Origin of the sequence: Marinobacter sp. F3R11 (assembly GCF_003318275.1) — a bacterium.
Taxonomy (GTDB): domain Bacteria; phylum Pseudomonadota; class Gammaproteobacteria; order Pseudomonadales; family Oleiphilaceae; genus Marinobacter.
Genome location: NZ_QOCH01000015.1, coordinates 233,952 through 248,756, shown reverse-complemented (window position 1 = coordinate 248,756; position 14,805 = coordinate 233,952). Strand labels below are relative to the sequence as shown.

13 protein-coding genes are annotated in these 14,805 nt (G+C 54.4%); 7 read left to right on the top strand and 6 right to left on the bottom strand.

Annotated elements, in window-relative coordinates; translation table 11 throughout:
- The first annotated feature begins 24 nt into the window (after positions 1–24).
- The 3 genes from DS878_RS09510 (at position 25) to DS878_RS09500 (ending at position 4,366) form a co-directional block, all read left to right on the top strand.
- Positions 25–2,055 carry a PhoX family protein gene (locus tag DS878_RS09510; RefSeq protein WP_113815734.1) on the top strand — a complete coding sequence of 677 codons (2,031 nt, stop codon included), beginning with the start codon at positions 25–27 and terminating at the stop codon, positions 2,053–2,055.
- A gap of 227 nt (positions 2,056–2,282) precedes the next feature.
- Complete coding sequence (locus DS878_RS09505; RefSeq protein ID WP_113815733.1) at positions 2,283–3,929, top strand: methyl-accepting chemotaxis protein; 1,647 nt, start codon at positions 2,283–2,285, stop codon at positions 3,927–3,929.
- Between the two features lie 65 nt (positions 3,930–3,994).
- On the top strand, positions 3,995–4,366 hold the full coding sequence (locus DS878_RS09500) for a DUF4870 family protein (RefSeq protein ID WP_113815732.1): 372 nt from the start codon (positions 3,995–3,997) through the stop codon (positions 4,364–4,366).
- A 24-nt stretch (positions 4,367–4,390) separates the two neighbouring features.
- Here DS878_RS09500 and DS878_RS09495 read toward each other — a convergent pair whose 3' ends face one another.
- From DS878_RS09495 to DS878_RS09475, 5 genes are all read right to left on the bottom strand, one after another.
- Positions 4,391–5,662, bottom strand: coding sequence for an MFS transporter (locus tag DS878_RS09495; RefSeq protein WP_113816639.1), 1,272 nt, complete (start codon positions 5,660–5,662; stop codon positions 4,391–4,393).
- A gap of 185 nt (positions 5,663–5,847) precedes the next feature.
- Complete coding sequence (locus DS878_RS09490; protein WP_113815731.1) at positions 5,848–6,948, bottom strand: DUF1513 domain-containing protein; 1,101 nt, start codon at positions 6,946–6,948, stop codon at positions 5,848–5,850.
- Between the two features lie 13 nt (positions 6,949–6,961).
- On the bottom strand, positions 6,962–8,017 hold the full coding sequence (locus tag DS878_RS09485; protein ID WP_113815730.1) for an imelysin family protein: 1,056 nt from the start codon (positions 8,015–8,017) through the stop codon (positions 6,962–6,964).
- A gap of 11 nt (positions 8,018–8,028) precedes the next feature.
- Positions 8,029–9,444 carry a di-heme oxidoredictase family protein gene (locus DS878_RS09480; RefSeq protein ID WP_113815729.1) on the bottom strand — a complete coding sequence of 472 codons (1,416 nt, stop codon included), beginning with the start codon at positions 9,442–9,444 and terminating at the stop codon, positions 8,029–8,031.
- 139 nt (positions 9,445–9,583) lie between these two features.
- Positions 9,584–10,882, bottom strand: coding sequence for an imelysin family protein (locus tag DS878_RS09475; RefSeq protein ID WP_187298774.1), 1,299 nt, complete (start codon positions 10,880–10,882; stop codon positions 9,584–9,586).
- Positions 10,883–11,105: 223 nt separating this feature from the next.
- Between DS878_RS09475 and DS878_RS15530 the strand changes: the two genes are divergently transcribed.
- From DS878_RS15530 to DS878_RS09460, 4 genes are all read left to right on the top strand, one after another.
- Positions 11,106–11,264, top strand: a complete 159-nt coding sequence (locus DS878_RS15530) for a hypothetical protein (protein ID WP_222837452.1) — start codon at positions 11,106–11,108, stop codon at positions 11,262–11,264.
- Positions 11,265–11,369: 105 nt separating this feature from the next.
- Positions 11,370–12,209 (top strand): 23S rRNA (adenine(2030)-N(6))-methyltransferase RlmJ, encoded by an 840-nt coding sequence (locus DS878_RS09470; RefSeq protein WP_113815728.1) that lies wholly within the window; start codon positions 11,370–11,372, stop codon positions 12,207–12,209.
- Between the two features lie 15 nt (positions 12,210–12,224).
- Positions 12,225–13,499: a hypothetical protein gene (locus DS878_RS09465; RefSeq protein WP_261977725.1), complete on the top strand. Its 1,275-nt coding sequence runs from the start codon at positions 12,225–12,227 to the stop codon at positions 13,497–13,499.
- 8 nt (positions 13,500–13,507) lie between these two features.
- Positions 13,508–14,311: a mechanosensitive ion channel family protein gene (locus DS878_RS09460; RefSeq protein ID WP_261977723.1), complete on the top strand. Its 804-nt coding sequence runs from the start codon at positions 13,508–13,510 to the stop codon at positions 14,309–14,311.
- An 87-nt stretch (positions 14,312–14,398) separates the two neighbouring features.
- Here DS878_RS09460 and DS878_RS09455 read toward each other — a convergent pair whose 3' ends face one another.
- Complete coding sequence (locus tag DS878_RS09455) at positions 14,399–14,797, bottom strand: DUF4168 domain-containing protein (protein WP_113816635.1); 399 nt, start codon at positions 14,795–14,797, stop codon at positions 14,399–14,401.
- Positions 14,798–14,805 lie beyond the last annotated feature (8 nt).

Sequence of the window (14,805 nt, the reverse complement as noted above, 5' to 3'; positions counted from 1 at the left end):
TCGAGAGACAGAGAGAGACATAAGATGGCCAAGCATGACCTGGATTCAAATTATCTGGACCCCGACTACGAGCCGGTAGTTAACCATTCTGATAACACACCTTTCCATGAAGTTCTGGCTGCCCGTATGCAGCGACGTACTGTTATGAAGGGTGGCGTTGGCGCTGCGCTGGCCAGCATCATGGGTGTTAGCCTTGCTGGTTGTGGCAGCAGCGACAGCAAAAGCTCCGGCACGACTACTGGCAGCAGTTCGCTGTCGCCCGAGCTGGGTTTCAAGGCCGTTCCGGTTTCCACTGAGAACGCAGTTGTTGTTCCTGAAGGATACAGTTCTGAGGCTTTCCTGCCCTGGGGAACACCGATCACGGGTTCCTATCCCGAATACCGTGCCGATGGTACCAATACCGGTGCTGAGCAAGAGCAGCAGGTAGGCATGCATCATGATGGCATGCACTTTTACCCGATTGACCTGAAGACTGGCGGGAATGACTCTACCGAAGGACTCCTGGTGATGAACCACGAGTACATTAACCAGGGTGCATTGCACGCCAATGGTCCTACTGATTCGGGTGACAACGGTGGTTTCCGCCCGGCCGATGAGGTTCGTAAGGAGATTGCGGCTCACGGCGTTTCGGTAGTACACATCAAACAGGACAGTGACGGCAGGTGGGACGTCGTTTTCGGCAGTGCTTATAACCGCCGCATCACCGGTGGTACAGCTATGGATATCCGCGGGCCTGCTCGCGGATACAGCAAGCTGGTAACCCCATACAGCCTGAATGCCACGGAAACTCGTGGAACTCTGAATAACTGCTCAATGGGGCCAACGCCCTGGGGCACATACCTGGCCGCTGAAGAGAACTGGCACGGCTATTTCGCAACCAGTGCGGCAGACCGTCCTCGTGAGTATGTCCGTCACGGGGTGGGCAGTAGTTCGCGGTACGATTGGGAATTGGCGGATAGCGGTCTGGATCAGTACGTGCGTTTCAACGTAACGCCACAGGACGGTGGCTCATCCGAGACCGACTACCGCAACGAGGCCAACACCTTTGGCTACATGGTTGAGATCGACCCGTTTGCACCGGAGAGCAAGCCTCAGAAGCGCACAGCCCTTGGCCGTTTTGGTCACGAGGGTGTGATCTTCGCACCTGTCACCGAAGGCCAGCCGGTTGTCTGCTACTCAGGCGATGACTCCCGCTACGAATACATCTACAAATTCGTGACTTCCCAGCCTTACAATGCAGCCACGGCGAGTGGTTCGCTGTTGGATGATGGTACCCTGTACGTAGCGAGATTTAACGACGATGGGTCTGGTGAATGGCTATCACTGTCTCTTGATGATGCAGACTTTGCCGCCAAGGTAGCGGCAGCGGAAGGCACCGAAGTGGGCCGCAGCGGAATATTGTTCGAGGGTTTCGAGAGTCAGGCTGATGTGATCGTCAATACCCGTCTTGCAGCTGATATTGCAGGTGCCACTCCGATGGATCGTCCTGAGTGGGGTGCAGTTGATCCAAACTCAGGTGAAGTCTACTTCACCCTGACAAACAACAGTCAGCGGACGGACGCGGAAACTGACGCTGCGAACCCGATCGTAGAGAACCGCAACGGGCACATTATTCGCTGGAAGGAAGCCGGCAACGATTATGCTGCTACCGCATTCGAGTGGGATATATTCGTGTTCGCCGGTGAGCAGGGAACGGAAACCACTGTCGATGGTAATGTGGTTGTTTCTCTGACAGACGACAACATTTTCAACAGCCCGGATGGTCTCTGGTTTGACTACAATGGTGTCCTCTGGATCCAGACTGATGGTTACAGCAATGATACCTATGGCAACCAGATGATGCTTGCAGCAAACCCGGAGACTCGGGAAATCCGCCGGTTCTTTGTTGGACCGTCTGGATGTGAGGTTACTGGTGTCGTAACCACGCCGAATAGCAAAACCATGTTTGTGAACATTCAGCACCCGCGTGGGAATTGGCCTGATGCCAGTGAAGATCGTCCCCGTGATGCTACCGTGATCGTTACCCGTGACGACGGTGGTGTAATCGGCGCCTGATGTTCACCGCCAGATAGCCCGAAAAACCCGCAAACCCGGCCCGCATCGTAACGATGTGAGTCGGGTTTGCGGTTTTTTGTTTCAGAAACGCATTTCCCCGCCGATAAGCATGATAAATGCACTAAAGTATGAGTTATTTCTTCTTGCCCGTTCTTTAGTCTCCGTTAGTCCGTTATGGCCTTAGATAACAAAATGTTTGCAAAAGCAACGATAAATAAGAGGTTGATATGGTGTTGTTGGATCGTGCTTCAATTTTATGGGGAGTGGCGATTGCGGTTGTTGTTGCAATTGTCTGTGCGGTGGTGGCGCAAGTGTTAGGCCTTGAACTTGCGTCAGTACTGATCGGGTTTGTTGTCGGTCTTGTAGTCGCCTGCGGTTTCATGATCGTTCGGGTTCTGGAGCCAGCGGAGCGTGGTCTCAAAGCTCTTAATGAGGGTGCTCTGGCGGATGATCATCCGCTTCAGGTCCAATGCCAACAACTGATTTCCGATGCCAAAGCCGGACGCGCGCTGATAGGAACGCTCTCGGGAAGCGCTGACAGAAACGCCATTTCTGCGGCTCAGGTATCCCACGCTGCGGACCAGCTCAAGTTACGCCTGGATCTTCAGGTTGAGGAAACCGCCCAGATGGCGGATTACGCAGGACAGATTACTGAAACTGTCAGGGAGTCCTCCGAGCAGGCAACCAATGCCGCCACTATGGCTCTGCAAAACAGGGAGGCGAGCACCGAGGGGCGCGAGGCACTTACGACGGCGATTGACAGCATACGGGAAGTGCATCAGCAATCCAGCGAAAACCTTCGCCTGATTCAGGCTCTGAATGAAAAATCCAACAAAATTCAGGGTGTGACCACCACTATCCAGAGTATTGCGGAACAGACCAATCTGCTGGCACTCAACGCAGCCATAGAAGCTGCCCGGGCTGGAGATCAGGGCCGGGGCTTTGCGGTGGTTGCGGATGAAGTAAGACAGTTGGCAGGCCGCACTGCCCAGGCTACCGGCGAGGTGGCTGAGACCCTGCAGGAAATCCGGTCGGATACTGTGTTGATCGTCAGTCGCATCGAAGACCTTGCTCGCAGTGTTGAGGATGGACTTGCGTCGGTTGAGACGGTGGGAGAGCGGCTTGACCAGATACGGGATCAGTCAGATCGTGTTCAGCAGCAGGTGGCGCGCATCGCTGAAATAGATCAGGCTAACGAGGTCAGCCTTACGCACGTATTTTCAGCCATTGAAACCGTCAGGGACCAGATCTCGGAGAGTGATGAGAGTGTTGCGTCACTGGCGGAGCAGGCAGCTACATTGATGGAGCTTGCGGAAGTGGCGAATGCGGCGTTTGCCCTGAACAGCGGTTCCAGTTACCACCGGTTCTTCTACGATCAGGCACGGAATGGTGCAGAGCAGATTGGCCGGATATTTGAGGAGGCAATCCGTGAAGGTAAGCTGACGGAAAGCAAGTTGTTTGATAAAACGAGAACGCCGATCCAGGGGACTCAGCCGGCGAAATACTCAAGCAGCTTTGACGCATTTACCGATAAGAACCTGCCTGTTGTTCAGGAGCGGGTAAAAGAGTCTCACCCGGCCCTGGTGTATGCGGCGGCTCAGTCACCGGACGGTTATATACCCACTCATAATCGTGAATTCGCCCACGCACCTACCGGTGATCCCGAGGTTGATCTCATGCGCAGCCGAAGCAAGCGGCTGTTTAGCGATCGGACGGCTATCCGCTGTGGCAGCCACAAGGAGAGTATGCTGCTGCAAACATATCGCCGGGATACAGGCGAAATCATGCATGATCTTTCTGTTCCGATTTATGTAAATGGCAAGCATTGGGGTGGTTTCCGGCTTGGATATCGTCCGGACAATCACCGACTGTAGCGGTGGAAAACCAAAGCCAGGGGCTGTGTTAAACTTTCGGCTTATATTGAAAAAGGAGAAGTGCCTTGGCTGACTCGGAATTCATTCCTGCCGGAGTAAAGGCAGACGAGGTGTCACGCAAGTCTGATCCCGCGCGTAATCTCGCTGTTGTTGTTTATATTCTTCAGGGGTTGTCATTTTTTCTGGGCGGCATTACCGCACTGGTGGGTGTGATCATTAATTACGTCAAGCTGGACGATGTCCGCAACACATGGGTGGAGCCACATTTCCGCTGGCAGATCCGTACTTTCTGGATAGGGCTGTTGTGGAGTGTTATCGGTATTGTGACCACCTTTCTGATCGTCGGGTGGTTCATTCTTCTGGGTATCTCTATCTGGTTTATCTACCGTATTGTGAAAGGTGCCCTGGCGCTCAATGATGGCAAGGCACCTTTCTGAAACGGCTTCCCGGTGACGGGAGAATCAGTCGTCGGTTACCTCCTTTAACCGAAGTGCGCTGACTGTCCCGGCCAGCCCCATCAGTCCGAGTACCAATATGACTGCGGCGTCTGATATGAGTGAAATTAATGCCGTAAAGCCTCCTGTCACCAGCAATAAAATGCCGATCACTGTGTTGCTGACCGCGGTATAGTCCGTACGCTTGTTACCACCTGCCATATCCACCAGATAGGTCTTTCTGCCCAGCCTTACGCCCGCATGGGCGATACTTAACACAAAGAAGGCCAGGGGATAGAACCAGCCGTTGCCAAGGCCGGTACCCGCAAACATGGCAGTAAATCCAACTATCAGGCACACAGTGCTGGCGATAGCTGCCCCGCGAATCATGACCCTGCGGCTGGATGAATCGGCCATCCAGCCCCAGAAGCTGGCAGATACAGAGCTGGCCAGACTGCTTGCAAGAAGAAATACCCCCAGCAGCAAGGCTGTATCGGATTCTTTCTGGGCCAGAACAACAAAATAAGGTGAGGCAAGAGCCGAGCATAGCAGGAGCGCACGGGTAATCACGAAGTTTCTGAAAGGCGCGTCGTCGCGTAGTAACGACAGGCTTTTGAATGCTTCCCTGATGGCGTTGCCGCCACCACCGGTTTCGCCTTTTTGTTCTTTCACGCCGGCAAACAGAAATCCCGCAATAATCCAGAGTGCAGCCGCAAGCAAAAGAAGAAGGCTGTAAAAGGCGAGGGTGGGATCGCCCCGTTCCCAAAACAGTAATACCGTCAGAATAACGGTGGCAGTGCCGCCAATGGTGGTGGCCAGGCCCGAAAGCCTGCCGCGGCGGGTTTTTGGTACGCATTTCCCCTGAACGTCCTTCATGGCTACAGAGCAGAAGCCACGCGACAGGGAGAACAGAATCAAGGCGCCTACAATGCCGCCACCTGCGGTATAGCCTTCAAGAAACCAGACGCATGCAGCCATGCCCGTAACGCTTACCGCCTGTCCAAAACTGCCGAGGGTCCAGAACCATTTGCGCACAGGTTTGCGACGAACCCAGGCAGCAATCATCATCTGCGGCACCATGGAACCGGATTCCCTGATGGGGACAAGCCAGGCCACCAGTGCAGGTGCTCCAACGGCACTCATCAGCCACGCCAGCACCGTTTTGGGGCTGATCAACAGGTCGCCCAGCTTGGTCAGTACGTTGGCCGCAAGAATCAGGAAAAAATTTCCAGGTACAGCACTGCAGGCTTCTGTCGGGATGTCTTTGCAGACCCGAGCGTCTTCCTCGTTGGCGATCAGGCTGTAAAGCCGCTCAACAGATTGTTCAAGCGGGCGGTTTGATGTTTGCGTACTTTCTTCCGAGGGTGTGTTATCTGGTGTGAGGTTCTGTTGCTGCGACAAGCTGTCGTCCTCCGGAAAATGGAGAACCAAGGATACCAGCCCTGCCGGCACCCCAGAACCCTAATGTACAGATCACCATCTGGTTATACCAGGTGGTGATCCCAAAGCACTGACATGCTGGCGATTTCTCTGGCTGGCTGACCTTTGCCAATGCGAATCAGCTTGCCGCGACCGGAGGAGACCAGGAAGTCGCCACCCGCCAGGGCTTCAACGCCGGCGCAGTCTGCTATAGACGCTTGTTCCAGCACTTTTCCTGAGCGGCCATTAAAGACCAGTGCTGTGCCGCCAATAGGGGAGGCTATAGCAACCAGGTCATTTTCAGGGTGCGCAACAATGCTGGCAATATAGTTGCCCAGTTTCCGGTGTACTGATTCCCCGAGGTCAATCTCTTCGTAGCGGCCCTTGCGGTAGCGTGCGATGAGTGGAGGCAGTTCATGGGCCGGGCCCTGATACTGATACGCAGCATAAATGGTACCGTCTGGTGCGACATCCACATGCCGGGTACTCAGCTGGTGGTGGGATGGGCTGAAACTGCCGATAGTCGCACCAGATAACCTGTCCACCAGAACCAGCGCGGGTTTCATGGAGTCCAGATTGAGCTTGATGCGATCGTAATCCGGGTGGGTCAGAATTCCCCCTAACCCTACAACCAGCGTTTGTCCGTCCGGGTGGAGAGTAATTTGGTGCGGGCCTGTACCGTTCAGTTCAAAAGTGTTTACCCGTTGATAGCCCTGCCGGCTGTCATAGACGGCAACAATACCTTCGCCAGGGTCGTAGCGGCTGGCTGTGGCGTAAAGAAACCGCCCATCCGGAGAGAATATGCCATGCCCTACAAAGTGCTCTCCTTCGGAAGCCTTTATGTGATGCAGGCGTTCGCCGGTTTTGCTGTCGAACACATAAAACGACCAGCCGGGTCGGCGCTCAAAGAACAGCACCTCGGCTGTTCCGGGGCGATTGCAGCCACTGTGGCAGCGCGTGCTTACAGGGGACTGCCAGAGCATTGTTCCGTCTGGCGCAATTGCGCCTACGGCGAAATGACCGCCGGGTAAGCCTATGGCGCCGGTATATTGCTGCGCACCTTTGCCGGAGGCTTTTTCGGGTAATATGCCGCATCCGCTAAGTGTGACTGCTGCGCTGCCAGCCAGCGCAGCCTTCAGAAGGCTTCTGCGAGTCAGTTCTGGCATGGATACAGCTCCTTCAGTCGCCGTCACTGGAATTGAAGCCGCGTACGATGCCGAGCTCAACGGCGGCTTCATCGTTTACCAGAGCCGTTAACTGGGTGATATCGATATACAGGCTTTGCAGTGATCTGAATGCATTATCATCAACCAGCAATGGTGCCATTGGCTGGTCGAGCTCCGGAAAGTTGGCCAGCACTTCATCAAACTGCTGTTCAATGTTCCGGGCCAGTTCAGGTAGCTTCCTGTCATTGAGCAGTCTGGAAAACGCCGGAAGGAAGTAGTGTTTCAATCCCCGAACGCTGGCCTCGGCGGCAATCAGGCTTGTTCCGCTGCGCCAGGCATCCGCGTTGTACACCGAACGTTTTCCGTTACCACGCAATCCCATAGGAGCGGCAAGGCGACGTTCTTCAAGAATTTCCAGTCCAGCCATCGCCGCCTTGATTGTTGTTTCTGTGTACTGGGCATTGCCAGAGTAGTTGCTCTGAAAGTCATTCCAGTCGCGAGCCAGATTTTCACTGTTATCGGCAATGTGATTGGTTACCGCAACCAGGAGCTTGCAGGTGTGGTCTGCAGGAAGCGCTCTGTCACTGGTATTGAATGTCTGGTCGTACAAAATAAATTCGACCATTGGAAAGCCTTGCACGGCGACGCCGGATTGGCTTATCAGCTCAGGTGTAAGCGGTGCATCATCTTTCAGCAGGTACGATGCCTTGCGGGCCACCAGATTTTTCGGATCCGGCCAGAACTGGAACTGCCAGGCACGATTACCCAGTTCCACTGGGCCGAAATCCACAAAGCGGACTTCCTGCCAGGCAAGAAACGCATCCAGCCAGGCTTGCTTTGTTTGCCTGAGGCCCTCTGGAGAAGGTGTCTGGCAGTAGGTTTCTGCCTGGTTTGTCAGTGTCTTGCTCTGTGTTGCCAGGTTCTGATACCCGGTATAAATGTCGCTGTGCCACTGCTTTCGGTAGTCTGCAGCCTGATCGTCAGCAGGGCTGGTAACTGCCGCAGCCAAAGGTGAAGCGACCAGTGATGAGGCGAGGCAAAGAGAAACAGAAAATGTCAGGCGCTTCATATCAGGTTCCGTTAAAGTGAGTTCAGGAAGTCGAGCAGGGCCCGACGGTTTTCGGCACTGAGTTCGCTGAAACGAGCTACGGCCGGGGCTGCTTCGCCGCCATGCCACAGTATCGCCTCTTCCAGAGTTCGTGCCCGCCCGTCGTGCAGAAAGCCCGCTTGCGGATTTACGGTCTGTGCCAGGCCAATGCCCCAGAGTGGCTGGGTGCGCCATTCATTTCCGTTGGCCAGGAATTCATCGCGGCCATCGGCCAGGGCTGGCCCCATGTCGTGCAACAGCATATCGGTATATGGCCAGATAGTCTGTTCGCTCAGATCAGGACGCTCCAGGTCTGTTCCCGTGGTGTGCATGGGTGTGTGGCATGCTGCGCACCCTGTTTCATTAAACAGCTGTGCGCCTTTTTGTACGGATGGATCATCCATATTGCGTCGAGCAGGTACGGCGAGGCTCTTGGCGTAGAAAGTAACAAAATTCGCAATCTTGTCGCTGACTTCTGGCTGGCCTCCATCCGTGAAACGGTCACATTTTTGTTCCGGAGTGCAGTCAGTGGCGGGTTTCAGGCTGGAAGTAAGTCCCATGTCGCCGGAAAATGCACCCATACTTTGTTGATGCACATCTGGCTCGGCTGCTTTCCAGCCGAAACGACCGGGTACAGTTTGCCCTGTTGCCAGATCCCAGACCTGGTTGAGTTTTCCGGATATACCATCACCGTTTGTATCTCGTGGGTCAGCCAGAGCCTCAATCTCCGAAATCGGGATAGTCTCCAGTAGTCCCATACCAATCATGGGCGGTGCGACCCGGGGAGAGATTAAAAGGTCTTCCGGCAGAGGGCCGTAGTTAGGGTTCTCGATAGTGTATATGGGCTCTCGCAGCTCTACATGTGTTCCGTCTGCCAGTGTTTTGGTCTGGGTCTTCCATGTGAGCACCAGATCGGCTTCTGGTTTTGCCGCAGGCAGGGCTGCCGTCTGCAGTTGAGTGCCATAGACAGGTGCCGGCTTGAAGCCGTGAGTACGCAGAACCTCTGCATCTGTCTCCGGGTCAGCCGGAACAGCCAGGCGCAGGAACAGGGACACTGCGGTTTCATCAGGGCTTGGAGGCTGGCCGCGACCATCTTTAATATGGCATCCCTGGCATGAGTTGGTGTTAAACAGCGGGCCTAAACCGTCCCGTGCAGTGGTGCTTGCCGGTGCTTCAACCCAGGGATTGCGGAAAAAACTGTTGCCAACGCTGAAATCCAGGCGTTTGGTCATGGACAGATTGCTTTGTGGAAGGGAGTAAGCATTGGTGTCGGATTGCTTAACCGTGCCATCTCCTCCGGTATCTGCGCTTTCCTGCAGCGGAAAACCCGCGTGGGTAGCGGCATGAGCTGAAAGGCTAATGCCGAACAGCAAGGGCAGCAGCGCATTCGGTAGTCGTTTTCTGGTCATTATTTCTCACCGCACAATTGAATAAGCCATGGAGAAACTGCTCTTTTCAAAGCAGGCTATCCATGGCTCGTTCTTATTCTATGAATACCGGGGGCGGCTACGCCCCCGGATAGTCACCCTGTTTCAGGGCTTATATCGATCAGAAAGCGTGGCCGGCATCGTCCGGTGACAGAGCTTCAATACCCAGTTCGCGGGCAGCTTGTTCAATGGAGCCGGTCTGCTCGACGAGAGCCATAATAGCTCCATTTACAATGCTTGAGCCTTTTGCGTTACCCGGTGCAATCATCATATCAAATGCCATAGGGGCCTGGCTTGATTCTGCCCTGGATTTCATCACACTCAGTGCTTGCATTGAAGCTTCAAGCTCGGCCTTGAGGCGCGTATCCAGTTCCGGGTTGCTCTGTGCTACCAGGTCAGACAGGGACGGGCCGGATACCAGGCTGCCGTCTACACGGCGATAGTTTCCGGTATATACGTTCTGTATGCCCTGGCCGTTGTAGTAATGGGAGTTATGAGTGTTATCGCTGAAGCAGTCGTGCTCGTCTTCGTATGAGTTGGCTTCAAGAGCTACTTTCATGCGTTCGCCCGCGAGTTCGCCCAGCGAAAGGGATCCCATACCAAACAGCATTTTCTGTACACCTTCGTCAGCGTCTGCGCTCATAAGCTGGCTACGGTAGTTGTCAGAGGCACCTGGCGCCCATTGGGCAACCATCCACTCCAGGTCGGAGATCAGAAGGTCAGTGACTGCGTCGAGGTACTCTCCACGGCGCTCACAGTTGCCATTTGTGCAGTCTGCTCCGGTGGCGTAGTCGGTTACCGGGCGCTGACCGTTACCGGCTTCAAAGCCTTGCAGGTCCTGACCCCACAGCAGGAATTCGATGGCGTGATAGCCAGTGGCTACGTTTGCTTCTGAACCGCCGATCTCATTCAGGCCGGCAAGCAATTCTGGTGTCAGGGTTGTCACATCAAGGGTTTCACCACCCACATTGATGCTTTTGCTGGCAATGATATTGGCAGTTGCGCCAGCGTTGCCCAGTTCATACTGGTAATCATCGGCTTGTACATAATCGATCAGGCCTTCGTCCAGTGGCCAGGCGTTCAGTTGACCTTCCCAGTCGTCGACAATGGTGTTACCAAAACGGAATACTTCAGTTTGCTGATAGGGTACCCGTGCCGCCAGCCAGGCTTCTTTGGCCGCCTTCATGTTGGCTTCGGTCGGGTTGGCAATTAATTTGTCCGTGGCTTTATCAAGTGCTTTGGCTGTGATAAGTGCGTCTTGATAGCCCGCGTAAGCCAGATCTGCATAATGCTCGACAACTGAAGCTTTGGTGGCAGTTGCCGTTGTTGCTGATTCTGACTGGGCTGTAAGGGCGCAGCCAGCGCTCATGACGGCGGCAATGGTGAGAGCCAGGGGCGCTGGACGGAACATTGTTTTCATTGAAAACTCCAGGTGAAATAAAACTGTTATGGAAATAGGATGTATTATCGTTCGTATTATGTTGGCTAAAACGTCACAACGCAAGACTGCTTTGTCCGCGAGAAAACATGGGCGGGGGCGATCAACACAAATAAATAATAAAAATTAATGAGAATCATTTGCAAATAAAATTGGAAATGCTAGATTTTAATCTGAACATGGTCTTGTTTCGGGGAGAAGCAACATGAGTAGATCAGCGATTCAGCTAGCAGGCTCTTCAAAAAGTGTTTTCTCGGCGTGGCAGTCGATTCGCAAATCCGTTGACAGGAACAGCGGGCAGCGTGGGAATCATGATGGGGATAGTGGCGCCCGGTCGCCTTCCGGTAATAGCCGGGCAGGTTGAAGCCCGCTCTGATCTGCCTGTCCCTCAGGAGAGTGTTTTCAGGTGTTCCCTTGCACAGTGGGCGTGCGCTCGGGCTTAATGGTTCCTGATTAAGGGAGCCTTTCTATGCTGAGTTACCTCCACGCTTTCCATGCGGGAAATTTTGCTGATGTTCAGAAGCATGCGGCGTTAACGCTTGCGCTTTCGATGATGCAGGCCAAACCATCAGCCATTGCCTGTTTCGATACCCACGCTGGTAGTGCTATCTACGATCTTGAGAGTGAGCGCGCCCGGAAAACAGCGGAAGCCGATGCGGGCGTGCAAAAGCTCTGGGCCGGCCGGCAGGGGCTGGCATCCGGGGACTGGCAGCCGGTTATACAGATGTTGTCGCGCCTCAATGCGGGCGAGGGTCGGCTCACTGTTTATCCCGGTTCTCCTGTCTGGATTAGCCGGTTTCTGCGCCCGGGTGACTCCTTGACAGCTTTTGAACTCCATCCCAATGAGAATGGCCAGCTGGCTGGCTGGGCACCGGAGCATGGTGTCCGGGTGCTGCACGAAGATGGTTTGAAAGGGCTGCTGCGGCGGTTACCTCCCTCGCAACCCAGATTGCTGACGTTGATTGATCCTTCCTACGAAATTAAATCCGAGTACCTGGATGTTGCAAATACCTTGCACAAAGCATGGCAGAAATGCCGTCATGGGGTTTATCTTGTGTGGTATCCGGTGCTTACCAGTCATTTGCAAACTGCCCTGAAACAGGCTGTTAAAGATAGCCCGCTGCGCAAGGTGTGGTGCAGCGAAGTACATCTGACAACGCCACCTGAGCGTGGCATGACCGGCTCTGGCATGCTGGTGGTCAATCCGCCATGGGGGTTTGACGATCGTTTTTCTGCCATGATTGAAGATATTGTGGGTGAGCAGAAACTGGGCCTTTCCCATGAATGCAGTTGGTTGATACCGGAATAAGCCAAGGAGTCGTTTTTGAAGGACAAAACCAGCGAGAATATGGACGACCCCTGCCTTCCCGGAGGGCTGGTTCCCCTGGAACAGTGGGTGCTGCCGCAGACATCTGTGCGGCGTTCACTCAAGGATGCCATTCGTCATGCCCTCGAACAGTTGCGTGTCGGAGTGTCTCAGGCTGAGGAACCCTTCGAGAGTATGGATGAATTGCCGGAGCTGTCGGCTGCCCAGAAACGACGGCTGGCGCCTGAGCCGGACTACGCAGATCAGGCTGCCGCTATTGCATGCGGGCTTGAAGACGCACGAAAGGATGGTTCGCTCACCCGAGAGGTTGTTTGTCTTGTCGCACCGCCTTTTTCTGGCATACAGCAGGCCCTGGCGTGCTTTTCAGAGCCAGGACAGTCAGGTTCAGTTGAAAGTGGCGGTGAAGAGTGGCGCATTGTTTTACCACCGGACGCACTGTCATTTGATGATCAGGAAGCCTGCGAATGGTGGGACAGGCAGGATTTGTCGCGACCCTGGGTGATTCCCGAACTTGCAGACTTCTGGCTCCGGTGTCTCTCCGGCCTGGCACTGGTCAAGGAGTTGTTTCGCCGGATTGCAAATGGCGACACGGGCAGGGGCATCGTCGGGTGCTCGAGCTGGTGCTGGCGATACTGGGGGCAATATCTTGAAAATGCCCAGATGTCACCCTGGACGCCTGCACCTATGGACGCAGAGAGACTGGGAGTCTGGTTCGCGCGTCTGGCATCAGATAATGGTAAACGTGTCGTGACGGCAAGAATGACCAGTGACGGCGAGTACGTGCTGCCTCTGGCGAAACCGGACGACACTGAAAAACGAAAATACAGCACTTTTTTGCGTGATCTGGCCGCAATGGCCCGGGGTAACCCGGGTGTTGCTCTGGCTATCTGGCAGAGATCCTTGCGTGCCCGGCCAGACGATGATGCCAAGCTGGAGGAAGCAGATGAAAAGCCGAAGAAGCAAAGCGGCGCAGCTGATTGCTGGGTGGTGCCGCTGGCCCGGCTAAGCCTCCCTGCTATGCCGCAGAGTAAGGAGAGTGTCACTGGCTTTGTGCTTCATGGCCTGTTATTGCATAACGGTCTGGATATGGACTCACTGGAGACGGTTACCGGTGTTTCCGTTTACGAACTCAGCCTTGTTCTGTCACGCCTGAAGCGGGCAGATCTGGTGGCCTGTGACCAGAGCAATAAACGCTGGAGCGTAACACCCATCGGTTATCCCACTGTCAGGCGTCACCTGCAGAGCTGGGGATTCCCGCTTGATCAGTTCTAGGAGCCCTCATGATTGATGACCTTGGAATCAAGGATGCATTTGCCTCCATAACCGGACAGGCACTGTTACAGGCTTTGCTCGTTGTCCTGATTGCCTCACTGATCATAATGGTAATCCAGAAGGTGTTTCCCAGAGTAGCTGAAAAGCTCGGTGGCAAGCCGCGTCTATACCTTCTGGCATCTGTGCCTTTGCTGCGCCTGCTGATTATTCTCTCCACGATTGTCATTGTGGTGCCTATTCTGGTTGAGCCATCATTTGAAAACATGGTTGCGATCTTCGGCGCTCTGGCTCTGGCTCTTGGCTTTGCTTTCAAGGATTACGCCAACAGTCTGATTGCCGGTATTGTGACCCTTTATGAGATGCCTTATCGCCCTGGCGACTGGATTGAGGTAGACGGGCAATATGGACAGGTGCGCGCCATAGGTACACGTGCGGCTGAGATTGTTACGCCCGACGATACAGTTGTGGTCATTCCCCACAACAAATTGTGGAACTCATTAATTGCTAACGGAAATAACGGCACGGACAACCTGATGTGCGTGGCTGACTTTCATCTGGAAGCGAATCATGATGTCGGTCGGGTGCGGGAGTTGCTCCGGGATGTGGCGTTTACCAGCCCACGAACAAAGACCTGGCTGCCTGTGCTGGTGATCGTATTCAACAAGCCCTGGGGTATGCACTACCGCCTGAAGGCTTATCCGTTTGATCCCAAAGAGCAGTTCCAGTTTATCTCCGAACTAACGGCACGGGGTTCGGCCGAGTTGGCGCGACAGGGAGTGAAGTTTGTTTCCGTGCCCGTTGCTGCTAACTGACCAGTGGCAACTGCCTTTGCTTTCCCGCAAAAAGCCCCGCAATTGCGGGGCCAGGTTAGCAAACAGCTTGTCCGGTTCTGACTGGTTTTACATCAGTGCTTCGATACGGTTCCGGACCTTTGGTTCGCTGCTGTAGGCAGTTGCAATGGCATTATAGGTAGGGATATCCATGCCCGAATCCTCAATGACCGAAACCATCTCATCGTTAGCTTCCATCTGCAGTTCCTGTGCTTTCTCTTGAGAATCTGCGGACTCGATTTTCTCAATATATTCTTCCCGAACTTTTGTGATGCCTTCCTGAGCACCAATAAACTGCTTTAACTCTGCGTCGGTGTAGTCAGTTTTCTGGGTGCCTGCTGCAGCCGGATTCGAGTATCCGGCGGAGTCCCCGGTCATCGCGGGGCTTTGCTGGCTTTGTTGCGCCAGGACCGGGCCCGCGGCAAGCAGGGCAATGGATGCAGTAAGGGATATAAGTAGTTTGTTCATGGTCGTTA

Bases quoted from the DNA above. Each gene is read 5' to 3' on its own strand.
- DS878_RS09510 (WP_113815734.1), top strand. From the start codon at position 25: ATGGCCAAGCATGACCTGGATTCAAATTATCTGGACCCCGACTACGAG.
- DS878_RS09505 (WP_113815733.1), top strand. From the start codon at position 2,283: ATGGTGTTGTTGGATCGTGCTTCAATTTTATGGGGAGTGGCGATTGCG.
- DS878_RS09490 (WP_113815731.1), bottom strand. From the start codon at position 6,948: ATGCCAGAACTGACTCGCAGAAGCCTTCTGAAGGCTGCGCTGGCTGGC.
- DS878_RS09485 (WP_113815730.1), bottom strand. From the start codon at position 8,017: ATGAAGCGCCTGACATTTTCTGTTTCTCTTTGCCTCGCCTCATCACTG.
- DS878_RS09480 (WP_113815729.1), bottom strand. From the start codon at position 9,444: ATGACCAGAAAACGACTACCGAATGCGCTGCTGCCCTTGCTGTTCGGC.
- DS878_RS09475 (WP_187298774.1), bottom strand. From the start codon at position 10,882: ATGAAAACAATGTTCCGTCCAGCGCCCCTGGCTCTCACCATTGCCGCC.
- DS878_RS15530 (WP_222837452.1), top strand. From the start codon at position 11,106: ATGAGTAGATCAGCGATTCAGCTAGCAGGCTCTTCAAAAAGTGTTTTC.
- DS878_RS09470 (WP_113815728.1), top strand. From the start codon at position 11,370: ATGCTGAGTTACCTCCACGCTTTCCATGCGGGAAATTTTGCTGATGTT.
- DS878_RS09460 (WP_261977723.1), top strand. From the start codon at position 13,508: ATGATTGATGACCTTGGAATCAAGGATGCATTTGCCTCCATAACCGGA.
- DS878_RS09455 (WP_113816635.1), bottom strand. From the start codon at position 14,797: ATGAACAAACTACTTATATCCCTTACTGCATCCATTGCCCTGCTTGCC.